The sequence below is a fragment of the Candidatus Paceibacterota bacterium genome (genome assembly GCA_035452965.1).
Lineage (GTDB): Bacteria > Verrucomicrobiota > Verrucomicrobiia > Limisphaerales > UBA8199 > UBA8199.
In genome coordinates, this window is record DAOTCE010000013.1 from 107,714 (window position 1) to 132,825 (window position 25,112).

Consider the following 25,112-nt stretch of genomic DNA (forward strand, 5'->3'; position numbering starts at 1 on the left):
GAATTAGGCGATCACGGCGCAGCATGTATCGTTAGGCTTCAGTAGAGTTCAGGCGAGAACAACGAAGATGTTACTGCCCGGGCTTCGGCCGCGGGACCCCGACAGTCTCTTCCGGTCGAGGGACCAGTTGGAACTCGGGCACCAGCGCGCCGATGAGCTTCTTCATCCGTTCGAACGTGGCGTCCTCCGCCCCGGGCGCGCACTGGGCAAAGAAGCTGACTGAGGCCCAGCGCTGCAGGACACCTGTGCACAGAAGGTCGCGGGCCATCCACCACATGCGTTGCCAGTGCCGGGCAGTGTACTCGTCCTCAGCGACAAACCAGACCACGTAAACACCCCGAACAGTCACAGTCCGTCCCTCGGATTTAACGTCCCGGGTGGCAATAAACTTCATCACAGGCAGATCATACGGATAAGGCCGCTCCATGCGCACCTTGGCTTCCGCTGTGGCGCTGCGGTCAATTTGCCACCCTTGTCCTTCCAAACAGAATTCTGTCTTGTGAAGGCTGGTCCGGTCGCTGCCCATCAACACCACGTTCACCGCTGTGTAGAACCCGTCCGGCGCCCGATACAGCCGCTGGCCAAAGCTGGTATCCTGCGGCAGCCATTCAAGCGTAGCCTTGTCCACCTCTACCGCCTCTGACGTATAATCCAGCGCCCGCTCGGGCAGTTCGACCTGGAGCCGCTGGCTGCCGGCAATGGGGCTGGTCTTAACAGCCGGCCGCCCCAGTTTCTGGTTCGCCTGCAGCCTCGTCAGGACGCTCGCCGCGCCTCCCATCAGACCGAGCGCCACGATCAGGATAATCCACTTTTGTTTGTTCATAGATGCCCGGATCCGTTGGGTTGGACCACCGCGGGCGGAGCATCGGGCTTTGACTGGTTCCCGCGCAGCCAATGCCCAAGCAGCATCAAACCCGCAAATGCGGCCACATACGGCAACAGGCTTAGAATTCCGAACGGCCCGCCATCATGCACGTAGGTTCCGGCCTTCTGCCCCCCAATCTCCGCGGCAATGATAATGGTCAGCATGCGCAGGGTATTCCCTATGATCGCCAGCGGCACCGCCGAGACCATCAGCACGCCGCGCTTCCACCACGACCGGAATGAGAGCATCGCGTAGATGATCGCCACCGCCACAGTGGCGAACAGGCTGCGAATGCCGCTGCACGCCGCCGCCACGTCATACTGATAATGGCCCGTCGGATCAATCAGCGCGGTGCCCACTCTCAGGACGTCAATTTGCAGGATGAAACTCGCAATCAACTCCACCAACCGGCACACCAGCAGCCGCATGGGGAATGTGACGGATACCGCGGACCACCCCAAAGGCACGCAAAATGCGAACAAGCAGAATGGGAAGAAGCTGTCGCGCAGCCATTTCGGGCCCCAGACCAATCCGGTCAAACCGTAGATGCCGGTAAACAGCGCGACGATTGAGATGCGCGGTTGCTGGCCCATGTATCCCAACACATGCAGCGCCAGCGCCAGCGCCACCAGCAGCAGCCCGGGCCACCACATACGCAGTTGCAGGGCCAGTAGTTCTTTGCGTTTCCACCAGAAGAGCGCAAGCACGACGAAGGGAATCAACCTGCCGCGGCTATCGTCGGAACCGCTCGTGTCTTCGCTCCCGTAAACGAGGTGCATCCACTGCAGCAGCGACGGGGTCGAGATATAACCCAGTGTGGAGTTGCCCAGGAAATGGAACAAAGCCAGCCAGGCGATCAGCAGGACAAAGAACAAGCCCTTGTTCGGCAGCCGCTGCCAGCATTCCAGGAATTGAATGCGAAAGTCCTCCAGGATCCCGTTTTCCGGTTGGTTTGCCATGTGCGCGTTAAGTCGAGATTATTGGATACCTGATTCGCCGATCCTGCTCAATCAATTATTCGGGTTCGCGGCGGGCCTGCTCGCATACGTAGAGTTCAAAGCCCGCGATGGCGGGGATGGGCCGCACCGCTCCAGCGCTGGCATAGTAGGCCGCAACGATCTTGTCCGGTTCCGTAACGTGATGCCGCCGCCCGATGATCAGCGCATCGGGAACCGGCGGGAACGAGGTGGTATGCGCCTGGGTTGGGGGCCGCTTGCCGGCGAGCACTTGCGGGTGGGCCCGCAAATACCACTCAACGGACAAACTCAGGTAGTCAGGCAGAACCGTCCACGACTTCACGCTGGGCTGGTTAGCCACCAGCCACTGCGCCACCGCGCGCGCATCAGCTTTCCGATACGCCGGGCTGTAGAACCATTGCGCATCCGCCCACAATCCCAGCAGCAGCACCGCCCCAAACGCCAGGCCGCCCATACCGCGCGGATTCACGCGCCGACTCAGCACCGCGGCCAGCGCCAGGAAGCCCAGCAGCGCCGGCAGTGTATAGCGGATGTTATAGGGGAATGAGAAGATCAGCGTCGTAATGGACACGAAGCCGAGGTTCAGGACGACCAAGCTGGTTTCTTTGCCTCGAACCAGTGAGCGGAACTCAAGCCCATAGGCCACCGCCACCAGTGCCAGCACGCCACACAGTATCCCGACCTGGACGAGGTTGCGCGACACAGCCCCCATAGCGCCATGCGACTGGATGTCCGTGATGGATGGGCCGAAGGAATATCCCCCCACAAACGTCATGAAGGTGTAGCCCAGCTCCAGGACAGACCTCGATCGCCCGCTTTCCGGCGGCGGCGGATACGACCTGAGCAGCAACGCTCCGCACACCACGCCGAGCGTCACAACATGCACGGTCAGGTCCCGGAAACGCCCCTTCTCGCGCCACACGTTCAACCCATGCCAGAGAGCACAGGTCACCGGGAAAATGACGGCCATCTTATGCAAGGCGATTGCCGTCAGGGCGCACACGAAGTAGATCCCCCACCACCACGGTTTGCGGGATGCCCGCGCCAGTTCGTAAACCAGCAGGGTCAGCAGCCCAAAGAACAGCATGGTCGCATAGGCCCGCACCTCCTGCGAATACCACAGGTGCAGCGGATTGATGGCCAGCAGCAGGCCCGCCAGCAACGCCGCCGGCCACCGCCGGCGCCAACAGTACACCACGCCTATGAACAGCGGCACAGACAGTCCCCCCGCCAGGGCCGACAGCCCGCGCGCCCGGATTTCAACGCCCTGGTCGGCGTCACCCAGCACGGCTCCCAGCAGGAGAAAATACCCCGGCAGATAGACATTCTCCGAACCGCTCTCCTGGGTCATCTGCGACAGGGGCTTCCGGGAGGTTTCGACGGAAGACACCTCATCCGTCCACATAGACTGGTTCGAGAGCCGATAGAAACGCAGCGCAAGCGCTACAAGTGTGAGCAGAATCACCAACCCGATGACTACTCTCCGCTGGTGCACGCTTGTTGACGGTGTGCCAATCACATTATTGCGGGTTAATCCGGAAACCGCACGAGAGACCAATTGCGCGGCCCCTGGCTGACAGTCATTGTCGCCGTGGTCGTCGCGACCACTTGCGCCCCGGTCCTCGCCTGCCAGGCCGCCAGGGTTGTGTTGTTTTCCAGCAGGTTTGCTTCGCCGACCACCGCATACAGAATCTGGCGGCTGCGGATTTGTTCCAAGGAATCGCTCAAGAGGATGTGCTTTACCCGCCTCGAACCAAAGGGCCGCCACAGCGAAATGTCAATGTCGTCACAGGTGCCCACGAATCCCACCACGGACAACCCCGCTGGCAGCATTGCCCGCACGCCAGCCAGGGTATCGGAGCGCACATCGTAAACGCTATAGACCGTCAGGGCCCTCTTAAGCAAACGCTGGTCGGGTTTCCAGGCCACCAGCCTCGATAGGATGGTCTGGGCCGGCCATAACGGCCGTCCGGGCGTCAGTACCAGCACCGGCACGGCCAGCAACACGACGCCGCAAGCCATTACCCGCCACCAGCGGCGGCGGACGATCTCGGCTTGCCGCGCGCTTATCAGCAGCAACGGCAGCAGCAGCGCGTAGTAGGCCGAGATGAGACGCCCGGCGTCCACGATGCCGGACTTCATGCAGTAGGCCAGCAGCGCCCCCCACGGCGCCACCACCAGCAGCCACCGCAATTGGCGGGGGATGAACCGGCTGCCGGTCCATGCGCCTTGCGCCTTAGAGCGGATGAGCCAGGCCGCCAGCACGGAAATCACCACCAGCCAACTGATCCCAAAACCAATGCCCGTGGTATCTTCGACCGGCATTTCCCCCAAGCCGAGATACCCCTCTTCGAAACTCCGGTCCATTCTGCTGGTTATCGCGGGCGGCACGATGGACCGCGCCGAGTGGTTCCACCAACCCGCCTGTGGAAGGAAAGGTGGCACGAAGTTCTTGGCCAGCAGCAAGGCGTTGCCCCAAATCCCTACTACCGGGCTTTTCATATCCATCCCCGTCTTCTCCATGTTCAGCCCCGACCAATCGCCGCAGTAACGCATGTTCAACGCGGCCGTAGGGAGAAACGAGACGGTGGCCCCCAGCAGCACTGTCGCAAATGTCATCGCTGGCCGGCGCAGCAGCAGCGGCACCAAACCCAGCACGACCAGGCCGCACGGCAAGAGCAGGGGCAAGTTGGTCGCCTTGGCCCCGGTCAACAGGGCCGCCGACAAGATGGAAAGGCATAAGTCCGAAAGCCGGCGCGACTCCCAGGCGCGGAGACCAAAATCCACCGCGGCAAGCGCATAGACTGCTGGGTAGGCGTCATTGCCCAGGCTGCCGGCCTGCAGGAGGAAGCTGTAACCCGTCGGCAGCAGCCACATCCACCACCAGGCCACCTGCCGTCGCACTCCCAACCGCGTAAGCACACTGTAGGTCAGGCCAGGCAGCAGCAGGAACGAGACGAAGTTGATCAGGAACAAGGCACGGTCTGATTTCATGAACAACAGCACCGGCGCGCTCAGCCATTCAATGCCGCAACACCGGAGATTCATCCGATAGTTGGGGGTGTGAATCCAATGCCAGTTCCCCTCCGCCAGCCAATGCAGCACGCGGGGGGTTCGATACGACATCGCCGTATGATTGGACGGCGGGTAGAGCGCGCCGCCCAGCAAAACCAGGAACGCCAGCCCCAGAAAGCACGCCGGTAGCCATCGCCGAAATCGCACCCGCGCCTTCCGCCAATTGAACACCGGCTCCGCCACCACCCACCGCAGTTTCCTGCGCCCCAGCCAGATGCCAATGGCGGCCACTACGGCAAAAGCCGCATACCCGGCCCGATTCAGTTGCCCCAAGGCGGACAACCCCCATCCCGCCACGCTGGCGAGCACCGATACCCAAATCCAGACCCTGACCAATGGCAGAAACGACATCATTGAAGCAGCGCGCCTGACGGTAGGGGCGCCCCACGCGCCAGTCAATGCCCGTCCTCCGCCTCCCCAGGCATGCCCCTCAAGCCAACGCTGCCAGGATAGCTTGTCAGTGCGGTCAGGCTACGGTGTGGTTCCCATGGGGGCCGACCCCCATGGGAACCACACCGTAACAGAACCATATTGTCACCGTAACCCCGAGCCAGAGGTGCCGGGTTCGGCGGGGACTCGAGAAGGCAGGCAATCAGCATCACTGTCCAAAATTTGGACACTGCGCAGGTTAGAAGTCGGAAGGGCCTGTCCGGTGTTGGCTAACCCTCCCGGCGACCCGACTCGCCTCTTCACATCCGGTCATCTCCTCGGATGAAGCGCATCCGTCGTAAAGACCTTACCCTGCAGCACTACGACGTAGAAATCGTAGCCGTTGCTACGCCCGAAAGCGAGCGTGGACCTCCAGAACTGAGGCCTGACAACAGGTTAGCCGCAGGCGGAAGCTCTTGTGGTGCCAGGCCCCCGCTCCGGGGCGCTACCGCGCTGCTATGAAGTTCCCCGCAGGACGGTCCTTGGACGGCCACTTGACGGCCAGTCGGACTTTGAGGGCCTCCCCGGCAAACCCGGGGATCTCCCATTCATCCAGACGCGCGGGCACACTCATGTGTTCGGTGGTGCGGGGAAGTGCTTCCGGAGCGCCTCGGCGCGGAAATGGAAGATCGCTTGGATGTCAGGTCGCACGAGCCAGCGATGCGTCAGGGAATCCAGCGGCACGGCGTAACGCACATGGTCCCGGGCCAGTGTGCCGCCATCACGCGGCTCGAAGGAGTGCTCGTGAATCCACTGGCGATAGGGGCCGCGCAGTTGCTCATCCACAAAGCGATGCGGCGGCTGCCAGGCGCTGATGCGCGTCCGCCAGCGAACGGTGATGCCGCGAAAACGCAGCCGGTAATCAATCAACGTGCCCACGCGCATGACAATCGGCCTTGGGGTGACAATTTGAAAGTGCAGCCATGGCGGGGTAATGGCGTCGAGATTCGCCGCCTCGGCGAAGAACGGAAACACCTGCGCGGGCGGCAGCGGCAGCCAGAGCTCAGCGTGGAAGTCGCGGAGGCGCATCGGTCAAATCCGTCGCCCAAACTCGGCGAGGTAACGGCGCATGTCACGCAGCAGCACGGCGTCCGGTTTGCATCGGAGCACCATGCCGTCCAGATACATGAGGCTGCGTATGATGGCGAAGATGCCCTTGTCAAACGTCATCCCGGAGTGTACGCCAAGTTTAATGGTCTGCATCATTTTGCGGGTAAGGCTCACCTGTGCCACGGTGCGACCTTCGAAGTCGGCGTACAACTCCAGGAACTTCTGCTTGAAGGCTTCAAAGGCCTCGGCAGTGAGTTCGCGCCCGGACATACGGTTCAACGCCGCCGCGCAGAGCGGGTAATCGTACTCCGAAAGGGCGGCAAAGAACTCAAAAAGCCCATGTCGGAGACGGGGACTGACGCGGCCGATGTAGCCCGTGTCAATGAAGCAGAGCTGGTCGCCGGTGCGGAGCACGTTTCCAGGGTGCATGTCACCGTGGAAAGTGCCGATGCAGAACATGAAGAAGCCATGAATGTGGAACAGTTCGAGCAGCGTTTCGTAACGCAGGTCTCCCGCTTCGAGCAACTCGTCGAAGCTGCGGCCGGGGATGTAATCGGACACCATGACGTTCTCGTTGCATAGCGGCTCATGGACACGCGCGAACGCGAGGCGCGAGAGGTCGAAAGTGTCGCGATGCTGCTCGTAGATAGAGCGCAGGGTTTGCTGCCCGGCAGCCTCGCGGCGCAAGTCCAGCTCGCTTAGGGTGTATTCTTCGATGTCACCGAGAATGCCAATGGGATCCCCTACTTGGCGAATCTTGGGATAGACAAATGTGGCCAGGCGAAAGAGCCGCTTGAGGCTGGCCACGTCTGCAATGAACTGTGAACGGAGGTTGCGCTTGACAGCCTTGATAACGACGGATTGGCCGCTTCTGAGCGCCGCGCGATGCACCTGGCCGACGGAAGCGGAGGCGAGCGCGGTTTGTTCGATTTCGGCAAAATGGTCAAGGAACTCCGCCCCGGCGGAGGCGCGAAGCAAGCTCAGGAAATCGTCGGCAGGCAACGCGGCGTTTCGGCGGTAGAGCCTGGCGAGATGCTCGCATTTCTCGCGGTCGAGGAAGTCTATTCGCAGGGCATGAACCTGGCCAAGCTTCACCGCAAGGAGACCGAGGCTCTCAATCCAATCGAGGTCGGGTAGTTTGCCCCCGCGGCTGTAGATTGAATGAACGAGTCGGCCAAACTGAACCCAGTTCATGGCCAGGGGGGCTAAACCTTCGTGTTCTTGGAGACGAATGAGATGCCGTAGCGGCGCGAGATGAGGTTTGCGGCAATACGGCCGGACTCGTAGATCGTCGGCAGCCCGCTGCCCGGATGCGTGCCGCCGCCGACCAGGTAACAGTTGTCCAACTCCTCAAATCGGTTGCGGGGACGGAAGTAGAGCATTTGCCCGAGTGAATGGGCGAGATTGAAGGTCGCGCCGTACTGGATGTTCATGTCCTGCCAGGTTTGCGGCGTGAAGATGACCTCCTCGCGGATGTGCTGGCGCAGATCGGCCATTCCAGCGCGTTTCTCCACCGCGGTGACGACGCGGTCGCGGAAGTCCGCCGCTTCCTTGGCCCAGTCAATCTGCGCCGTGCGATTGGGCACAGGCACCAGGACGTAAACCGAGGAGTGGCCCGGCGGGGCGAGCGCGGGATCAGTAATACTGGCGTTGCGGACGTAAAAGGAGATGTCCTCCGAAAGCACCTTGGCTTGGAAGATATCGCTGATGTTCCGCTGGTAATCGCGGGCGAAGAAGATGGTGTGGTGCGGCAGGTCGTAAATCTTGTCGAGGCCGAGGTAGAGCATAAAGGTCGAGCACGAATAGGACCGCGCGTCCACGTTATCCGGTTTGTACTTCCGCAGCACGCCGGGCGGCACGAGGTTCTTCATCGCATAGCCGAAGTCGGCGTTGAGCACGGTTTCGTCACCCAGGACGCGTTCCCCATTTGCCAATTGGACGCCGCGCACGCTGCGGCCTTCGAGCACGAGCTGCCGCACTGGGGTTGCGAGGCGGAGGTTTGCGCCAAGTTCGCGGCAGACCCTGGCCATCGCCTCAGAGATTTCACTCAAGCCGCCCATCACGTGATAGATACCAAAGGCGTGCTCGACATAGGGCAAAATGGCGAAGGCGCCGGGGCAATCCCACGCGGACATGCCCAGGTACTTGGATTGGAAGGTGAAGGAGAGTCTGAGCTTGTCCTCGCGGAAGTAATCGCCCAGCACACTGATGAGCGACCGTCCGATGGATAGTTTCGGCAATGCGCGCAGCATGTCTCTGGAGAGATACTGCATCACAGAGGCATAGTCTTTCTGGAGGCAGGGGTACATGCGGTGGAAGCGTTCCTTCTCCACCGCCATGAACTTATCGTAGCCGGCACGGTTGCCGGGGAAATGGGTGTCCAGTTGCCGGAGCATTACCTCGCGGTCGGTTGTCGGTTCGAGCCCGACGTCCTGGAATTGAAGCCGATACATCGGCTCGAGCTTCACGCATTTCAGGCACTCGTCGATGTGCCGGCCGGCTTCCTCGAACACTTCGTCCAGGATGAACTTCATCATCAGGAACGTCGGGCCAGTATCGAATTTGTAGCCGTTGCGCACGATGGCAGCGTTGCGGCCACCGACGTGCGGGTCCTTCTCGAAGACCGTGACCTTGAAACCTCGCGCGGCCAGGAGCATGGCGGCGGTCAGCCCACCGGGCCCAGCGCCGACGATTATGATGTGCTTCTGCATATTGCTGTTCTTCATAGGCTGAGGTTGGAATAGGCGAAACGGGCAGTGCTGGTTAATAGTCGGCTAAATCCTGGGAGCTACTTGGCCGGGCCCACGATTGAGGCTCGCAGCGACCGGAGATACGCGACCACGGCGAGAGCGTCGCTGTGGCTTAGGCGATATTGCGGCATGGGCGGCGACGATTGCTTGCCGTCGGGTTTGATGCCGGTTTCGAAGTAATGTGCAGCCTGTTCGGAATCTGCAAGTGACGGGAGTCCGTCAATCGCTGGAGCCACTGCAGACCACGGCATAACCCTTGAGGGTTTGAAGGGGAGTTTTGAACCCCGAAGCCAGCGTGTTCGATCTTGCTTGCCTCTCCAGTCGCGCTCGGTGTGGCAGTCCGCACACAGGGCCACGCGTTCCACGAGATACCGGCCTTGTTCCAGGCGGTCTGCAGGAGCGGTTGACGAAGGGGGGATGCCTTCGGCAATCGCCCAGACGGCCAAAAGAACCGCGGCTGTAACTGACCCGGAAAGCAGCGTTTTGCTTTTCATAGGTTTTGGGTTGCCTGCTGGGCAAGTCTAAGGCACGTACAGGGAAGACGGCGGGTTATGCTCCCTACAACTGATTTGGTCTTGCGCGCCGCGCGTAGTCAGCGCTGCGCGGGTGAGAGATAATTGGCTTTCAAGCCCACCAAACATGCCGCCATACTGCCAAAAGGCAGCGGGGCGTGTCAAAAGGTCGTTATTGCGGTTTTCGGGACGCTGACAGGGGGACTTTGAGTTCTGCTGGCCCAGACGGTAAGAACGTTCTCGTGGTCAGGGATCGGATCGAAGCAGGCTGGAGACGGGAGACTGCTGGCCGGAGGAGGAGCAACCCTGTCGCCGCGACCCTGGGGATGAGATTCGGTCGCTGCCTCAACGAGGCCGTTCGGCGGCGGCCCTGAGCTTGATCCGCACAATCTCACTGGGCCGCCAAAGGCGCATGCGCGGGCCCCACGTGCCGGTGCCGCGGCAGACGATGACCGGCATGCCGGCCACTTCGTGGCGCCCGCCGAGGAGCGGATACCTCAGCCGGACCAGATAGCTGAACGGCCAGAGCTGGCCATTGTGGGTGTGCCCCGAGAGCATGAGCCCGGCGCCCAACCTCGCGGCAAGCTCCGCCTGCAAGGGGGAATGCGACAACAGAATGACAGCGCCGGGCGGACGCGTCGCCAGGGCCGATTCGATGGAGTGCCTGTTGCTGCCAAACTGCCGTCCCGCAGTGAGATCGTCCACACCGGCAAGCACCAGACCCGAGGCCGCCTCAGCCCAGGCGTCCCGCAGGACGGTGAAGCCGGCGTCCTGGAACAGGCGAACGCACTGCTCCTCGCCCGCATAATATTCGTGGTTGCCGGTCACAGCCCAGACCCCCAAAGGGGCGCGAAGCTGCGCGAGAACCGGGCGCATCGCTTCCACGCGTTCAACGTTGCCGTCCACGACATCACCCACGACCGCCACCAAGTCCGGCCGCAAGTCGTTGACCCGACGGACCAACCGGGTCAGCCAGCCCTTGTTAATCAGGGTGCCCAGATGCAGATCCGAAATCTCCACCAACACCAGCCCATCGCGTTCCGGGGGAAGCCCGGCAAGCCACACTTCATAATCACGCAGGACCGGCGGCCGAATCCCTTGAACCAGTGCCACGATTGACAGCAAACCCGCCGCGACGAGCGCCCATCCGGGTATCCGGGTCAGCAGATTGGGCACAAGATAACCTCCCAGGGTGACCACATCCGCAACGAGCAGCACCGCAAAGAGCAGAAATAGAATGCCAATCCAGGTGGCTCCGGCAATTTCCAGCGGGCGCGCCGCGGCATCGAGCTTCCAGGAGTAGAGAATCCGGGCAACCGGGTAGCTGGCCCAAAGCGCGATGGCGGCCGCAATCAACATCGGACGCGAAATCTGCACCGCCAGCCAGGGAACCGAGGCCAGCCGCCAGAACACGTAAAGGTGCATCACTCCCCAGATGGTGAGAATGATGGACAGGAACAAGGTCATTTGGCCTGTTGCGCCCGACTGATGGCTCTCTTCTCTCTGATGCTCAGGGAAATCAGGTCGCCGTTCGCGGCAAGGTAAAGCACGATGTCGCGACGGCGGGCTTCAACCGCGTAGAACAAGGCCGACTTGTGGAACCGGTCACGGGCCATGACATCGGCCTCGGCCTCCACCAGCAGGCGGATGCTCTCCAGATCGCAAAGCCGCGCCGCGAGGATGAGCGGGGTCCGGCGGTCGCCGTCCCTGGCATCCACCGTGGCGCCGTGTGCGAGCAGGGAGGCCACGCACTGGCGGTGCTCGCTGTCCAGCGGGCCCGCAGCGGCGCGGAACATCCCGAGCAGCGGCGGCAGGCCGTTGGTGCTACGGCGATTGACGTCGGCCCCGTCGGCGATGGCCGCCTTGAGCAGCTCCAGGTCTCCACCCCGGATCGCCCGGAGCAGGGTCTCATCTGCCTCCTGGGCACGCGGCCCCAGGGCTTCCGCGCCTGCCACGGCCAGGATAGAGATCCCTAGAATCACTGCCACCAGGCATGCCCTCCATCCCAGGAAAGAGCTCTTCCTGGCGAACCTTGACGTCCGGCACTGTTTGGGACAGAGAGAATGCCCGCCCTCCCCAACGCGCATCCCGCCGCCGCCCGGTTCGAGTTGAAACTTCACACCCTCCTGTTAACGCAACCGCGCGGCTTCGACAAGCGACTTTGAGGTTCACGCATTGAATCCGGGCGGGCCGTCTGATGTAATAAGCCCATGACGGTACTCTCATGGCTGCGGCTGCCGGAAAAGCGGGCTCAACTTTGCGGCCGCTTGCTGCTCGGGGTTGCGACCATCTGGGCGCTTTTCCGCCTGGCGCGTTCGCTGCGAATCCTCTTCGACGCCTCGCATGACCTGAACATCTACTACTCGCTCTGGTTCCTCCTATGTCACCGCGACTACGCGGACATCGCCTTGAGCCAGGCGCTTTATCTGCCGCACACTTGGCTGGTGTTGACCCCGTTCTTTGTCCTGGGCTGGCCCGCGGCCCGGCTGTTGATGCTGCTGCTCAATGTGGCGTGCGTGTTCTACATCTGGTGGCGGCTGAGCCGATTGGCGGGCCTCCAGGGCTTGCGGCGGTGGCTGCTGCTTGCGTTCTTTTGGAGTTGGTTGAGCACCGGGTTGGTGATCGGCCTGGGCAACCTGGCGCTGATTTGCGTGGCGGCGGCGCTGGCGGCCTTTCCGTTCACGTCCGCCACAAACAGCGCGTTTCTGACGCTTTCCGCCATGAAGCAATCGCTGGTATTCCCGATCTACTTCCAACTCCTGTTTAAGCGCCCGAAAGCCCTCGTGCTGCCGTTCGTAGTGATGGCGGTGTGCGGAGCGGCAATGCTGTTTTGGACGCGACTTGGTCCGGCCGACCTGGCAAGAATGGCTGGGGGATCATTGGATACAGTCCAGGCCTGGACAGAATACGACCTCGTCTCGCTGCGCCGGCTATTCCGCCCCTGCCTCGGAGATGGAGCGGCCCTGTCAGCGGTCGTCTGGGCTGTGTGGTTCGCGCTGTATGGGGTTGTCATGTGGCGCATCAAGGAACCGCTGACGCAACTGGCGGCGCTGCTGCTGCTGGGACTGCTGCCCATCTATCACCACGAATACGACTTGGTGGCGGCTGCGCCGGCCCTGGCGCTGTTTCTGCGGCGCGGTTCCCTGGCCTGGCCCACGTTGATGACTCTGCTGCTGGCGGTCAACCTGGTCTTCGTTCCCCGCTATATTCTGCCCGCCGGGCTTCTGCGAACCGCCGCCGAAGCGGTGGCTTCGGTTTACAATCCACTGCTCGTCCTCGCTTGTCTGGGAGGATTGGTGTGGTTGGAAGCGTGGAAGCCGCACTTGCCACAGGGGTCCGCCGGTTCCGGTTAGGGCCGCGCGCCGCCGCGAAGCCTGGTCCAGGAGCGGCCGCGCAGGCCATCTCGCAGCAGGTAGAAGAGAAAGAGGGTGTTGTAGCGGAAGTACCGCGTGGCGAGCCGGCGCGGCTCCGAGCCCAGCCTGTAAATCCACGTCAGGCCCAGCCGCTGCATCCAAAGCGGGGCGTCGGGCTTCATGCCGGCGTTCACATCGAAGGCGAAACCAACAGTGAGGATGACACCGCGCCGCAGCCGGGGCTTATAGCGCTTCACCCAAGCCTGCTGCTTGGGCGTGCCAAAGCCCACCCAGATGAAATCCGGCGACAGGCGGTTGATTTCCTCGATCACCACTTCCTCGGCAGCACCCTCCATCCGTCCATCGGGCGCGCACTTGCCGTGATAGGCGCCGACAAAGCGGACTCCGGGATTGAGTTTGGTGAACGCGGCACGCAGTTGGAGGCCGCAGGCTTCCGAACCGCCGAGCAGGTAATGGGTGAACTCCCCCGACACACCGGCCAAAAAATGGCGCATGAAGGTGGGACCATAGACACGGTCGCGCAGGCGCGCCCCCGCCAGCCGCAGGCACCAGATCAGCGGCATGCCATCCGGCGGGAAGGCGTCATATACGCTGGTCAGGTCGTGGAACCAAGGCTCGTGGCGCCGCATGGTCACGATCTGAGTATTGGCGAAGTCCAGCGCCACACAAGCACTGCCACGCGCCCATAGGCGGCACTGCTCCCCCAAGCTGTGGTAGTCGGTCAACAGCAGCGGCGTGCCCAGCACTTCGAGCGCAGTCATTCGGAGCGAGGGTTCAAGGGGCCGCGCGGACGTTCAAGAAAAAACTTCTCAGCCGCAGCGTTCCCGGGTATGTTGAAAGGTAAACTTGTTGAGAGCCATATTCACCGGGCGGTTGTCCCGAATCGCATGAAGCTGCTGGTTTTCGCCCATACGCCACCGCCGCACCACGGCCAAAGCTACATGGTCCAGCTCATGTTGGAAGGCTTCGGGGGAAACCGCCGCCGGCCGAACCAAGCGGCACCCGTCCCCAACTCGCCCGGCCCTTTGAGGATCGAGTGCTATCACGTCAATGCACGCCTTTCGCGCAAACTGGAGGATATTGGAGATCTGCGCTTCAACAAGTTGCTCCTCTTGCTGGGTTATTGCTTGCAAGCCATCTGGTGCCGCTTCCGCTACGGCGTCACCAACTTCTACTACATCCCCGCCCCAGGCAAACGCTCGGCCATCTACCGGGACTGGCTGGTCATGCTGCTCTGCCGCCGGTTCTTCAAACGGGTGATACTGCATTGGCACGCCGCCGGCCTGGCCAAATGGCTGGAGTTAGTGGTGACGATGCGCTGGCGCACGTTGACCTACTGGCTGATGAAACAGGTTGACCTGAGCATCGTGCTCTCTAAGTACAACCGCGCGGACGCCGAGAAGCTCTTCTCGCGCCAAATCCGCGTTGTCAGCAACGGCATCCCCGACCCCTGCCCCCGCTTTGCCGACGAGGTCTGGCCCCGGCGCAAGGCGCGCTTTGCCGCCCGCAGAAAACTCCTAGCGGGCCAGGCACTCGACGCCACGGACGCCGACCACACCGGCGGCGAGCCGCAATTGGTCCGCATCCTCTACCTGGCGCATTGCACACGCGAGAAGGGTCTATTCGACTCAATGGACGCGGTGGCGCTCGCCAACCAGCGCCTGCGCCAGCGTCAGGCCGCTGTTTCCCTGCGCTTGATTGTGGCCGGTGGCTTCGTGGCCGCCAACGACAAGACCGAGTTCGACCGCCGGCTCGCTGAACCGGGAATCGCCGATATCGTCCAGTATCTCGGCTTTGTGTCGGGCGAGCAGAAGCATCAGTTATTGCGCGAGGCCGACTTATTTTGCTTCCCGACCTATTATGAAAACGAGAACCAGCCGGTGAATCTGATCGAGGCCATGGCCTTCGGACTGCCGATCCTCACGACGCGCTGGCGATCCCTGCCGGAACTGTTTCCCGTCAACTACCCAGGCCTGGTCAGCATCCGCTCCCCGGAGCAACTCGCTGAGGGCCTGCTGGCCTTGCTGACCACCGAAAGCGGCGAAGGCTTCCGCGACATATTTGTTCAGACCTACACCCTGGAGCGGCACCTGGCGGGCCTGGCGGAAGCGTTCACCCAGGTCGAGTCGGCCCACCCAGCGGCCATGCCCGCCGCCGCAATCGGTTCGCTCCCAAAGTAGGCCTGCCACGACCTTGGACGTTTCGCCGACTCCGCCATGAAGCCTAGAAGAATCAATTGGATCGCCAGCGACCTTTTCCGCAAGTTTAAACGGCACTATCTGGAGTGGTCTGCCCGGCTCACGGGTCAGCGTTTCGCCTGCCGCTGCCTGGCAGGCGAGTCTGAATACAATCTGACGATCAATTGCGACTTAACTGTCTCGTGCACCTGCCAGGATTACGACGGCTCCGGCCACCTGGGCGACCTGAACGAGCACTCCTTTAAGGAAGTGTTCTATGGCCCCGTCGCGCAGCGATTTCGCGAGGAGCTGGCCAAAGGAAAGCTGCCGATCATGACCTGCGCGCGCTGCGGCGATTTGCAGCGCGTACCAAAGTCGCGGGCGCTCGAACAGCCCCGCCTCCCCTATCGTGGCATGCTCCTGGAGAATACCGTCCGCTGCAACATTGACTGCATCGGCTGCGACCGCCAGTCCGCCGCCCGCATCCGCAAGACCCTCCAGATGGACCTCGAAAAGCTGTCGCGCATGGCCGACCTGGTCCATGAACTGGGCCTGGAGCAGCTTTTCTATCTCAACCTCGGCGAACCGTTCCTCTCCCCGAACATCGGCCCGGAACTGTCGCTGCTGCGCCAGAAGAACGCCGGGTGCCGCATCGTTATTTCCACCAACGGCATCGTGCTCAACACCGATGCCAAACGCGAAGCGGCGCTCAACGCCAGCCTCATCTACTTTTCCATCGCCGGCATCAACGAACCCATGCTCAAGAAATACGAGCACCACGGCAACTTCCAGAAGGCCTATGACAACCTGAAGGCGCTGGTAGCCTACCGCAATGCCCGGGACCTGACCCAGCCGGTGCTCGAGTGGAAGTATCTCCTGTTCAACTGGAACGACCACCCGCGCACCATCGAGCAGGCTATCCAACTGGCAAAGACGGCGGGCGTGGATATTATCTCCTTCTGGCCCACCCACAACCCCTTCTACGGCTATTCCTTCCGCTACGCCCTGGGCGGCCTCAACCGCGTCGGCGTCAAGTGCTGGAAAGGGCGCGAGGTGGACCTCCGCCAGAGGTAGGGACTTCCCGCCGAGTCGTCCTGTTTCCCGCGGCAGGGCGGGCGCCCGCACAGGTCCTTGGCCTTATCGGATCACAGAAGGGGTGGACTTGCGCAAAAGCTCTCCCCCTCTGCCCGCTCAAATCTTCCAGGGCGTTAAGACCTTTGTGCCGGGCGAGAACTTCACCAACCGGTACTGTGGCCAGGGACAGCAGATGACAGCCAGTTTGATGTCGCCGCGCTGCTGCAGCACCGCCGGGTCCTCCAGATGCTCGAACTCGTGCAAGCTTGGTGCATTGGAGGGTTTGGCGCCATAGTCGTGCACCACCACGCGGTAGCCGCTGCGTTTGAGTTGCTGGGCCAGAAACAGCCCCGCCGCCTCCTCGGTGATATAGGTGTCCGGCTTGTAGGTCAGTCCCAGCACCGCCACTGTGTCGCTCTTGGTCACCAGCCCTTGCACTTTCTCGAACAGGTCCAAGTTCGTCCGCTGGTTGACTCGGTCCGAAGCCTCCGCCAGCGGTGCTTCCAAACCCAGTTGCCGAGCGGTATAGGCCAGCAACCGGTTGTCGCGCGGGAAACACGGCCCGCCATAGCTCAGGCCTGCCCGGAGATACTTCTGCCCCACCCGGCTGTCACTGCCGATGGCCTCCAGGATATGGTGGATGTCGGCCTTGGGGAATTGCTCCGCAATCATCCGCAACTGATTGGTAAAGCTGATCTTCATCGTCACGTAGCTGTTCACCGAAATCTTCGTCAGCTCCGCGCTGATAATAGACATCCGGGCGATGTTGGGCTTGTTTTGGTTGTACTTCTTATACATCTCCTCCAGCGCGGCGCCGCTGGCCGCGTCCGATTCCCCGATCAGCACCATGTCCGGCTCGAGCAGGCCCTTCACCACGTTGCCCAGCGCGATGAATTCGGGATTGTAGCATACTCCGAAGTCCCGTCCGCAAACCCCGCCCGTCTCCCGCTCCAGCATCGGGATCAGCACTCCGTCCACCGCCCCGGGAGTCGTTGTCGAACTGCATACGAACAAGTGGCCCTGCTTGCCCTTCTCGCGCACCGCCGACGCGACCGGTTGCATTGCCCGCAATAGAAATTCGTTCGAAAAGCTCCCGTCGGGCAAGCTCGGCGATGGCGGGATGAAGAACGTCACATCCGTGGCCACCGCCTCCCGGTAATCCTGCGTGGCCCGCAACCGCGTGCGGCCCGCCGTGATGGTCTCCGCCAGCAGTGGCTCCTCCACTGGCGGCTCGCCTGCGTTGATCCTCCGCACCTTCTCGGCGTCAATATCAATCCCCACCACCTCAAAACCACGCTGAGCCAACGTCGCCGCGATGCACGCGCCAAGCTTGCCCAACCCGCATACGGAAGCTTTCAATAATGCTCTCATGAGATCGTCCGCTTACCGTAGGGGATGCCCGGCTAACGTCAAGCGCGAAGCCGCGCTCGTCAGACAAAAAGCTTTCCTTGGGGCATAGCGACCGCTATTGCTTCCCGTGGAATCCGCTCCGCGCGGTCACGTGCCGGGCAGGCCTGAAATCGGCTGCCGGTCCGGGACGCGGAGCATCATTGCTCAATGCCCGGCCAACCAGAAATCAGCCAGTTGGTCACTGCCGTCTTTCGCGCGTGGCAGCAGGCGAACATCAATTTCCTCGTCCTGCGCAACTACGAAAGCCTGCCGCATTTCACCACGAATGACATTGACGTGCTGGTGGACGCGGCCCAATTGCACCAGGCTGAACAGGTCCTCCGGCATGCGGCATCAAAGGTCGGCTTTCGCCTGCATAATCGTGTCGAGTTCGCCACCCTGGCCCTCTTCTTGTCCAGCCCGCAAACCAATGCCCAGGCTCATTTTGACCTCTTCACCTCGTTGAAATGGCGTGGGTTTGACTACCTGTCTTCTCAAGGATTCCTCCAGCGTAAAGTGTGTCGGGACCTGTTCGCCATTCCGCACCCGGCGGATGAAACCGCGACCAAGTTGATGGCCTCGCTTATCTACACTGGCAAGGTCAAGGAGAAGTACAAGGCGGCCATCACCGCGGGCTTCAAGGCACAGCTCGATCTGACGACTGAACTCCTGGCCAGAACCTACGGCCGCGCGCGCGCCCGCTTTCTGGCCAGCGCCTCCGCACAGGAGGATTGGACCGCGATCGAGGCTGCCGTCAGCGCTTTGCGGCGAACATTGGTCCTCCGGCAACTGACCCACGCGTTCGCGCGCACGCTCAAGTCCATGCTGGCCGACGCGCGACGGCTGGCGGGGCGGTTCTTCCGGCCACCGGGTTTGACTGCAGTGCTCTGCGGCGCTGACGGCAGCGGAAAGTCCACGGTTGCCAGGGCCGTCATGGATGGGCTGAACGGAACATTCCCCCCGGCGAAAGTGCGCCATTTTCACTGGAAGCCGCCGCTGTTCACCGCGGGCCGCCAGGCAGCGCGCGGCCCGGCCGTAGATCCCCACGGTCTGCCACCGCGCAACGCCGTGCTTTCGCTTGGCTACTTCACGTTTCACTGGATCGAGTTCCTTCTTGGCTCGCATCTGCGGCTCCGCCCTGTGACCTTCCGGGGAGGGTTGGTTCTGATTGACCGTTATTACTACGACTTCTTTGTAGACCAGCGGCGTTACCGTCTGCGCGTGCCGCCAGCCATCGTCCGCCTAGGACATTTCCTCCTCAAGAAACCTGACTTGGTTGTGCTGCTCGACGCACCGGCGGAAGTCTTACAGCGCCGCAAGCAAGAGGTCGCCCTCGCTGAAACCGAACGCCAACGGCTGGCTTACCGCAAACTCGTCCAGGGGCTGCCCAATGGGCACGTTCTCGATGCCGATCGCCCCCCTGACAAGGTTGCCGCCGACCTGAATCGCATGATCCTGGATTTCATGGCGCAGAGGACCACCATACGCTGGGCCAAGCGGAACGAATGACGCCAATGCCACATAGTTCCTGGGAAGACCTGTTCGCCGCGCCAGAGAATCAGGGACGGGCCGTCCAAATCGAGTTGCGGCTCCTGCGAAAAGGCGGCCAGCCATTCTTGGTGCTACCCTCGCCTTCCCGCGCCGCGGCTGCCACCATGGATCTTTATCCAGCGCAGACGCCACGCGCGCGCGCAGCCCGGGCTGCGCTGCGCTGCTTGCTGACGGCATCGGTGCCATTCGGAATCCAAAAGACCTCCCTGACACTCTCGCCCTCGGATCCTTTTGTGCAATTCCTCGCCTCCTTCGCCGGGCAGCCAGCGCCGGCGGTTCCGACCTTGGGTATCCTCGCGGGTAACCCAAACAGCGCGGGGCAACGTTTCCTGCTGCTTGTGTTCAATGCCAGCCAAAGGCCGGTCGCCGTGGTAAAGGCGGGCCTGAGCCAGCACGCGAAGGCCCTGGTCGAACAGGAAGCTTCTTTCCTCGACGCGGTTCCTCCAAACACCGCCGGGGTTCCCCGGCTCCGCTCCCGGTTTGAGTCCTCGCGACTCCGGGCGCTGGCGTTGGACTTCTTCCCGGGCCATTCACCACGCCCGCGGCAGGACGCCGCCCTGCCGGCTTTGCTCACCTCATGGATGCACCCAGGTCGAGACATCCCGGTGACCAGTGCCCCGGAATGGGAGCGGCTGGACCAAGCTGCGCCTGCAGCCCGCTTGCTCGCGCCTTTGACCAAACGACTGTGCGGGCGGAAGGTGCATCCGGCCATTTGTCACGGGGACCTTGCGCCGTGGAATATCAAGGTCTCGCCCACCGGTGTCTGGACAGCGCTCGACTGGGAACGCGGCAGATTGGCCGGCATTCCCGCTTGGGACTGGTTCCATTATGTAATCCAAAACAGCATCCTGGTCGCGCATCTGAGCGCGCCAGCTCTGGTCCAGCGAATCGAGAAGCTGCTCGGAACTGATGTATTCCGGCATTACGCAGCGCAGAGCGGCATCATCGGGTGCGAGCGCGAGCTGGTCCTGGCCTACCTGCTCCACACAATCGAGGTCATCAGACCCTCGGAAGGCCTGGCGGCGGCAAGGGAACTCCTAAGAGCTCTCAGCGCGCGCTGGAGCATATCCTGAGTAACTGCCGCTGTGAGGCGGCGCCGTGCCGTGTTCAACGCAATTTGCTGCTCCTGCCCTGTGCTGCCATGTCAGCCAGCGCGCAATGCCCGGGCCAGGAATCCCTCCACCTGCTTCCACACTTCTTCCACCGACAAATTGGCCATGCAACACGGCACCGCGAACCGGCAGTAGTCCGAGCATGGCTTGAATGGGCAGGCCTTGCCCTCGATCCACGCGGCCGCTGGATGCAGCGGCGCGAACCACTCCGCCATCTGCGGGCCGAACAGCGTGAACGTCGGCACCCCGCACGCCCCCGCCAGGTGCCCCGGGCCGGAATCGTTTCCGATAAACGCCCCGGCCCGGTCCGCCAACACGAACAGATCCGCCACCGTGCGGGGCGTCGCCACCGTCTTCTCCCCCGCCGCCAGCCACCAATCCCGCTGCTCCGGATCGCAGGCGACCTGCACCCGGAAATTGGCCGCGCGCATCCGTCCGACCAGGTCGCGATAATGTTCCAGCGGCCAGACGCGCACCGGTTGGCCCGCCCCTGTGTGCACCAGCACTTCGCCTTCGGGCCGCATCCGCGGCAACACTATCGTCTCGCGCCGCGGCACCTCGAAGCCCAACGCCCGCGCCATGACGCGCCAATTCTCGCAACGATGCGCGCCCGGCTCTGGCCGATCCAGCGCTTTCGCCAGAATCGCCCGGCTCCCCCAACGCGCAAATCCCAGCCGCGTTCTGGCCCGCGCCAGCAGCAGGAGCAGATGATCGCGAGGGTCGCCCCCTCCCCCCGCTCCCCTTCGCGCCGACAGACCAAAATCGAAGCGTGTGACGGCCAATCCATGGAGCAGCCGGATCATCTTTATCCAGGGCCAGGTCCAGAGCCGGTACTTGTGCTTGAACGCCGTCCACGGCGCCACGAACGGCACCACCTTGACCTCCGGCCAGAACCGTTGCTGCAAATCCATCGCATACGGCTTCGCCAGCAACGTCACTCGATATCGCTGGCTCGCCGCCCGCAGGAAAGGTGTGGCGATAACCAAATCGCCCAGACCCCAGAGTTCGATCACCAGGAGCTTCGGTTTCACAGCGGGCCGCGGGTGGTCAACTCATGGTCGGGCGAACTCATGGGCAAGTCATACACTTTCTCGAACTTAAAATAAAGCCAACTGCCGAGCGGAATCACCACCGCCGCCGTCACCAGCCCGGCCAGCACATCCACCACGTAGTGGTAGCGACAATAGACGGTCGAAAGGCAAAGAAGGAAGGCGACCGCCAGATGGGCGTAGCGGATGCGGCGCAAATAGCGGAACGAGAAGTACACCGTGCACAACGCCACCGCCACGTGGCTGCTCGGAAACGCAGCGCCCGGCGCTTCAAACACGCGGTAGATCCACTTCATAATCTGGAAGAAACCGCCGACCTGAACTGCCTCGGGATAAGCGTCCGTCCCGGCCAGTTGCTGTGCAGCCTCCGGCAGCACATAGCCATCCACCTGCCGGAAGAACGCCCGGGACCCAATTACGGGCAAAATGATGTACGTCAGGTAACAGAAATAGAACAGAAAAGAGACCACCGACACGTAGTGGAAGAACTGCTGGCGGCTGCGCAGAAACAACGCGACCCCCACCCCGACGATCATGATATAATACGAGAAGTAACTCGCATAGAAGAGCTCGCTGACAGCCAGCCAGGGCAGCCTTTCCATGAAAAGGACACTGGGCTGGCAGCCGAAGATCTGCTGCTCCCACTGGGCCACCATCGGATCGAGGAAGTCCTTGAAGAACATGCGGTTCAGCAACCCGGTCTCGCAGAAGAACGCCGTATAGAGCAGCACCGGGTAGAAGTGGCGCAGGAAATCCAGCAACCAGCCCCGCCGGCTGCGGGCGTGCGCCTGGATGAGGCAATGCACCACCACCAACCCGGCTGCGTGAGCCCCCACCAGACTCGGCCAGTTCGGCACAGTGGCGTCGTGAAAAACCAGTATCAGCGCTCCTACCAGTGCGATGTAGGCTTGCGTCGCGTAGTCAACAAATGTGTAGTGCGTCACAGCCAGTTCTGCTCCCGATACCAAAGCAGGGTTTCCGCGATGCCTTGTTTGAGCGTGGTGGCGCAGAGGCCGCCGACTTCACGCTCCAACCGCGTGGGGTCGCACACCCAGCCGGGCGCGCGCAACTCGGCGAATTTCTGCAGGCTTAGGACGCTGGGTTGGCCGGTCAGGCGCGACCAGCCTTCCCGCGCCAGGCATACTGGCCAAAGCATCCAGGTGGGCAGCGGCAGCGGCAGTGTCCAGACGTTCATCTGCGCGGCCACTTCATCCGCCAGGGTGCGCGCGGTCACCACTTCCCGGCCCGCAACAAAGTAGGTCCGGCCCGCCGCGGCCGCATGGGTGAGGCAGGCCACGACCGTTTCCGCCAGGTCCTTGGCGAAAACCAGGCTCAATGCCTGAGTTTCGCACAGTCTGGGCAACACGTGCTTCCTCACCGCGCGGAACAACCGCAGGAATTCGCCGTCGCGCGGACCGTACACTGCCGGCGGCCGCAAGATGACATGCTCCGCGTGGCAATGGTTCCTCACCTCCAGTTCGCCCGCCAGCTTGCTCTTGCCGTACTCGGACACCGGCGCGGGAGAGTCTTCCTCGAGCGCGGGCTTTTCCCGCGGGGCAGGCCCGGCGGCGGCCAGGCTCGAAATATGCACCAACCGCTGCACCCGGCCTTTCTGCTCGTTGACGGCTGAAACCACCTCGCGCGTCCCAGCCTGGTTCGCCTCGTAGAACCCGGCGATCCGGCCTGCGCGCGTCGCCCCCGCGCAATGAATAACGTGAGTGATGTCCGTCATCGCCCGCCGGAGGCTTCCCAAATCACCGATTGAGCCCGGGCGCACCTCAACGTCCGCCAGGTGCCGCGTGATAAACCGGTGGTTGCTGCCGGGCCGGAGCAGCAGGGCTGTGGGCAAACCGCGCCCGCGGAGGCTATCGAGGATGTGACTGCCGACGAAGCCGCTCGCTCCTGTGAGCAGGATCTTCAATTAAACCAGGCCGAGCTCCTTGCCGACCTTTCCCAACTTGTCCAAAGCGAAATCAACCTGATTGTCAGTGTGCGTCGCCATCAGGCTGATGCGGATCAACTCCTGCCCGGGCGCGACTGCCGGTGAGACGACCGGGTTGACGAACAGGCCCTCCTCCTGCAGCCGCTTGCACATCCTGAAGGCCAGCATCAAATCGCCGCAATAGACCGGGAGAATCGGCGTCTCTGAGCCGCCCAGGTTAAAGCCCAGGCTGCGCAGGCCCTGCTTCATGCGGTGCGTGTTGCGCCAGAGCTGCGCCACCCGCTCTGGCTCGGCCAGCATGATCCGCAGCGCCGCCAGCACCGCGGCGGCATTCGCCGGGCTCATGCTGGCGCTGAAAATCAGCGCCCGCGAGTGGTGTTTCAGGTAATCAATCGTCTCCGCATCCCCGCCAATGAAACCGCCCAGGCTCGCCAGCGATTTGCTGAACGTGCCCATGATCAACTGGACCTGGTCGCTTAGCCCGAAATGGCTGGCCGTGCCGGCGCCGTTCCGGCCCAAAACGCCAATCGCGTGAGCGTCATCCACCATGATGGCCGCGCCGTGCTCCTTCGCAATGCGGCACAGCTCCGGCAACTGAATGATGTCGCCTTCCATGCTGAACACTCCGTCCACGGCAATCAGCTTCCCCGCTTCCGGTTCGAGCTTCTGGAGGCGGTTCTCCAAGGCCGCCATGTCCTTGTGCGCAAAGCGCAGGAACTTGCCCTGGGAGAGCAGGCAGCCTTCAACAATACTGGCGTGATTGCTCTTGTCGCCCAATACGTATTCCCCTTTGCCAACCAGCGCGCTGATGACGCCGAGGTTGACCTGGAACCCGGTGCTGTAGAGCAGCACGGCTTCCTTGCTGACCAGCCCGGCCAGGGCCGACTCCAACTCCAGGTGGATATCGAGCGTGCCGTTCAGAAAGCGCGACCCCGCGCACCCGGTGCCGTACTTCTCCACCGCCGCCTGCGCCGCCTCTTTAATCTTCGGATGGTTGGTCAGGCCCAGGTAGCTGTTGGAACCCAGCATCAGGACCTTCTTGCCCTCTATGATGACTTCGGTGTCCTGCGCCGAAGAAATAGTCCGAAAATAAGGATATAACCCGATCTCACGCAACTTGGCTGCTGCCTTGAACTCGCGCGCCTTATCCAGCAGGGCGCAGGGCGGTGGAACCATCGGCACCTTCCGCCGCACCGGCCGGTTGTTGGCCTCCCGGACAGCCGCCGGGCGGGGCAAGGGATAGATTTGCGGGGGATTAACCCGGTCTCCTTCCAAAGTGGAGGCTTTGTCGTGGTAAATCATAAACAGGCAAGGCGTTCTGCTGCGCAATCAACTCAGCCGTTGACCGGCCGCTTCGTCTGCATAATCCATAGCCAGCAGCTTGTTACAAACTCACCATTCATTCTCATATCAAATACTGGACATCTACGCAACCAACCCTTTCCACCGTTCTCCGGTCCTCCTTTTACGCTTAATCCCCGCGCTGGCAAGCACTAATTTGACTCCAGCAACTTCCCCAACAGCCCGCCAGCCTCGCACAGCCGACCTGCCCGGCGCCTGGCCCGCCCGCAGACGGTTCCGGCTGCTTTTCCCTATTCGATGGCGTTTTGGACTTGCCAAATCCCGGCGCCGTGGCGACCTTGACCCGCGCTGACACCGGCGGAACACTGCCGGTTCACGGCGCGGGAACGATCATTTCCGGCTTCTGGCGCGCGCTTAGCTCAGTGGAAGAGCACTTCCTTCACACGGAAGGGGTCGCAGGTTCAAGTCCTGCAGCGCGCACCAT

The 25,112-nt window shown here is 62.3% G+C and carries 21 protein-coding genes and 1 tRNA gene; 6 read left to right on the plus strand and 16 right to left on the minus strand.

Going from position 1 to position 25,112, the window contains the following annotated elements:
• Positions 1-70 precede the first annotated feature (70 nt).
• The 10 genes from P5205_12140 to P5205_12185 all read right to left on the minus strand — a co-directional run bounded on the left by P5205_12140 (position 71) and on the right by P5205_12185 (position 11,640).
• Positions 71-823: an exosortase-associated EpsI family protein gene (locus P5205_12140; protein ID HSA11110.1), complete on the minus strand. Its 753-nt coding sequence runs from the start codon at positions 821-823 to the stop codon at positions 71-73.
• The gene (locus P5205_12145; GenBank protein HSA11111.1) at positions 820-1,824 is read right to left on the minus strand and encodes an exosortase/archaeosortase family protein; all 1,005 of its coding nucleotides are present in this window, start codon (positions 1,822-1,824) and stop codon (positions 820-822) included. The genes P5205_12140 and P5205_12145 overlap by 4 nt, the downstream gene beginning before the upstream one ends.
• A gap of 55 nt (positions 1,825-1,879) precedes the next feature.
• Positions 1,880-3,361 (minus strand): phospholipid carrier-dependent glycosyltransferase, encoded by a 1,482-nt coding sequence (locus tag P5205_12150; protein ID HSA11112.1) that lies wholly within the window; start codon positions 3,359-3,361, stop codon positions 1,880-1,882.
• Positions 3,362-3,372: 11 nt separating this feature from the next.
• Positions 3,373-5,271, minus strand: coding sequence for a hypothetical protein (locus P5205_12155; GenBank protein ID HSA11113.1), 1,899 nt, complete (start codon positions 5,269-5,271; stop codon positions 3,373-3,375).
• A 645-nt stretch (positions 5,272-5,916) separates the two neighbouring features.
• Positions 5,917-6,375, minus strand: coding sequence for an SRPBCC family protein (locus P5205_12160; GenBank protein HSA11114.1), 459 nt, complete (start codon positions 6,373-6,375; stop codon positions 5,917-5,919).
• A 3-nt stretch (positions 6,376-6,378) separates the two neighbouring features.
• Positions 6,379-7,590 (minus strand): AarF/ABC1/UbiB kinase family protein, encoded by a 1,212-nt coding sequence (locus P5205_12165; protein ID HSA11115.1) that lies wholly within the window; start codon positions 7,588-7,590, stop codon positions 6,379-6,381.
• A gap of 11 nt (positions 7,591-7,601) precedes the next feature.
• A complete protein-coding gene (gene crtI / locus P5205_12170) occupies positions 7,602-9,122 on the minus strand; it encodes a phytoene desaturase family protein (GenBank protein ID HSA11116.1) in 1,521 nt (506 codons plus the stop codon).
• Between the two features lie 62 nt (positions 9,123-9,184).
• Entirely contained in the window at positions 9,185-9,640 is a 456-nt protein-coding gene (locus P5205_12175; protein ID HSA11117.1) for a c-type cytochrome, read from the minus strand.
• Positions 9,641-10,003: 363 nt separating this feature from the next.
• The gene (locus P5205_12180; protein HSA11118.1) at positions 10,004-11,125 is read right to left on the minus strand and encodes a metallophosphoesterase; all 1,122 of its coding nucleotides are present in this window, start codon (positions 11,123-11,125) and stop codon (positions 10,004-10,006) included.
• Entirely contained in the window at positions 11,122-11,640 is a 519-nt protein-coding gene (locus P5205_12185; GenBank protein HSA11119.1) for an ankyrin repeat domain-containing protein, read from the minus strand. The genes P5205_12180 and P5205_12185 overlap by 4 nt, the downstream gene beginning before the upstream one ends.
• Positions 11,641-11,868: 228 nt before the next feature.
• Here P5205_12185 and P5205_12190 point away from each other — a divergent pair, with 228 nt between their 5' ends.
• Positions 11,869-13,011 carry a hypothetical protein gene (locus tag P5205_12190; protein HSA11120.1) on the plus strand — a complete coding sequence of 381 codons (1,143 nt, stop codon included), beginning with the start codon at positions 11,869-11,871 and terminating at the stop codon, positions 13,009-13,011.
• Here the strand turns inward: P5205_12190 and P5205_12195 are convergent.
• Positions 13,008-13,793, minus strand: a complete 786-nt coding sequence (locus P5205_12195) for a WecB/TagA/CpsF family glycosyltransferase (protein ID HSA11121.1) — start codon at positions 13,791-13,793, stop codon at positions 13,008-13,010. The genes P5205_12190 and P5205_12195 overlap by 4 nt on opposite strands.
• Before the next feature lie 126 nt (positions 13,794-13,919).
• Between P5205_12195 and P5205_12200 the strand changes: the two genes are divergently transcribed.
• Positions 13,920-15,212 carry a glycosyltransferase gene (locus tag P5205_12200; protein HSA11122.1) on the plus strand — a complete coding sequence of 431 codons (1,293 nt, stop codon included), beginning with the start codon at positions 13,920-13,922 and terminating at the stop codon, positions 15,210-15,212.
• Positions 15,213-15,248: 36 nt separating this feature from the next.
• Entirely contained in the window at positions 15,249-16,283 is a 1,035-nt protein-coding gene (locus P5205_12205) for a radical SAM protein (protein ID HSA11123.1), read from the plus strand.
• Between the two features lie 117 nt (positions 16,284-16,400).
• On the opposite strand, the gene P5205_12210 is transcribed toward P5205_12205, so the two are convergent.
• Positions 16,401-17,654: a nucleotide sugar dehydrogenase gene (locus tag P5205_12210; protein ID HSA11124.1), complete on the minus strand. Its 1,254-nt coding sequence runs from the start codon at positions 17,652-17,654 to the stop codon at positions 16,401-16,403.
• Positions 17,655-17,840: 186 nt separating this feature from the next.
• Here P5205_12210 and P5205_12215 point away from each other — a divergent pair, with 186 nt between their 5' ends.
• Both P5205_12215 and P5205_12220 read left to right on the plus strand, forming a co-directional pair.
• Entirely contained in the window at positions 17,841-19,181 is a 1,341-nt protein-coding gene (locus P5205_12215; GenBank protein ID HSA11125.1) for a hypothetical protein, read from the plus strand.
• A gap of 5 nt (positions 19,182-19,186) precedes the next feature.
• On the plus strand, positions 19,187-20,296 hold the full coding sequence (locus P5205_12220; GenBank protein ID HSA11126.1) for a phosphotransferase: 1,110 nt from the start codon (positions 19,187-19,189) through the stop codon (positions 20,294-20,296).
• 71 nt (positions 20,297-20,367) lie between these two features.
• On the opposite strand, the gene P5205_12225 is transcribed toward P5205_12220, so the two are convergent.
• The 4 genes from P5205_12225 to P5205_12240 are packed head-to-tail and all read right to left on the minus strand — an operon-like array spanning position 20,368 to position 24,502.
• Positions 20,368-21,366 (minus strand): glycosyltransferase family 9 protein, encoded by a 999-nt coding sequence (locus tag P5205_12225; GenBank protein HSA11127.1) that lies wholly within the window; start codon positions 21,364-21,366, stop codon positions 20,368-20,370.
• On the minus strand, positions 21,363-22,328 hold the full coding sequence (locus tag P5205_12230) for a phosphatase PAP2 family protein (protein HSA11128.1): 966 nt from the start codon (positions 22,326-22,328) through the stop codon (positions 21,363-21,365). The genes P5205_12225 and P5205_12230 overlap by 4 nt, the downstream gene beginning before the upstream one ends.
• The gene (locus tag P5205_12235; GenBank protein HSA11129.1) at positions 22,325-23,305 is read right to left on the minus strand and encodes an NAD-dependent epimerase/dehydratase family protein; all 981 of its coding nucleotides are present in this window, start codon (positions 23,303-23,305) and stop codon (positions 22,325-22,327) included. Before P5205_12235 ends, P5205_12230 begins: the two co-directional genes overlap by 4 nt.
• Positions 23,306-24,502 carry an aminotransferase class I/II-fold pyridoxal phosphate-dependent enzyme gene (locus P5205_12240; protein HSA11130.1) on the minus strand — a complete coding sequence of 399 codons (1,197 nt, stop codon included), beginning with the start codon at positions 24,500-24,502 and terminating at the stop codon, positions 23,306-23,308. It lies immediately after the preceding gene.
• Between the two features lie 534 nt (positions 24,503-25,036).
• On the opposite strand from P5205_12240, the gene P5205_12245 reads away from it, so the two are divergent.
• Positions 25,037-25,111 (plus strand) — tRNA-Val (locus P5205_12245).
• Position 25,112: the final 1 nt, after the last annotated feature.

Bases quoted from the DNA above. Each gene is read 5' to 3' on its own strand.
- P5205_12140 (HSA11110.1), bottom strand. From the start codon at position 823: ATGAACAAACAAAAGTGGATTATCCTGATCGTGGCGCTCGGTCTGATG.
- P5205_12145 (HSA11111.1), bottom strand. From the start codon at position 1,824: ATGGCAAACCAACCGGAAAACGGGATCCTGGAGGACTTTCGCATTCAA.
- P5205_12155 (HSA11113.1), bottom strand. From the start codon at position 5,271: ATGATGTCGTTTCTGCCATTGGTCAGGGTCTGGATTTGGGTATCGGTG.
- P5205_12160 (HSA11114.1), bottom strand. From the start codon at position 6,375: ATGCGCCTCCGCGACTTCCACGCTGAGCTCTGGCTGCCGCTGCCGCCC.
- P5205_12165 (HSA11115.1), bottom strand. From the start codon at position 7,590: ATGAACTGGGTTCAGTTTGGCCGACTCGTTCATTCAATCTACAGCCGC.
- crtI (HSA11116.1), bottom strand. From the start codon at position 9,122: ATGAAGAACAGCAATATGCAGAAGCACATCATAATCGTCGGCGCTGGG.
- P5205_12175 (HSA11117.1), bottom strand. From the start codon at position 9,640: ATGAAAAGCAAAACGCTGCTTTCCGGGTCAGTTACAGCCGCGGTTCTT.
- P5205_12180 (HSA11118.1), bottom strand. From the start codon at position 11,125: ATGACCTTGTTCCTGTCCATCATTCTCACCATCTGGGGAGTGATGCAC.
- P5205_12190 (HSA11120.1), top strand. From the start codon at position 11,869: ATGACGGTACTCTCATGGCTGCGGCTGCCGGAAAAGCGGGCTCAACTT.
- P5205_12195 (HSA11121.1), bottom strand. From the start codon at position 13,793: ATGACTGCGCTCGAAGTGCTGGGCACGCCGCTGCTGTTGACCGACTAC.
- P5205_12200 (HSA11122.1), top strand. From the start codon at position 13,920: ATGAAGCTGCTGGTTTTCGCCCATACGCCACCGCCGCACCACGGCCAA.
- P5205_12205 (HSA11123.1), top strand. From the start codon at position 15,249: ATGAAGCCTAGAAGAATCAATTGGATCGCCAGCGACCTTTTCCGCAAG.
- P5205_12210 (HSA11124.1), bottom strand. From the start codon at position 17,654: ATGAGAGCATTATTGAAAGCTTCCGTATGCGGGTTGGGCAAGCTTGGC.
- P5205_12215 (HSA11125.1), top strand. From the start codon at position 17,841: ATGCCCGGCCAACCAGAAATCAGCCAGTTGGTCACTGCCGTCTTTCGC.
- P5205_12220 (HSA11126.1), top strand. From the start codon at position 19,187: ATGCCACATAGTTCCTGGGAAGACCTGTTCGCCGCGCCAGAGAATCAG.
- P5205_12240 (HSA11130.1), bottom strand. From the start codon at position 24,502: ATGGTTCCACCGCCCTGCGCCCTGCTGGATAAGGCGCGCGAGTTCAAG.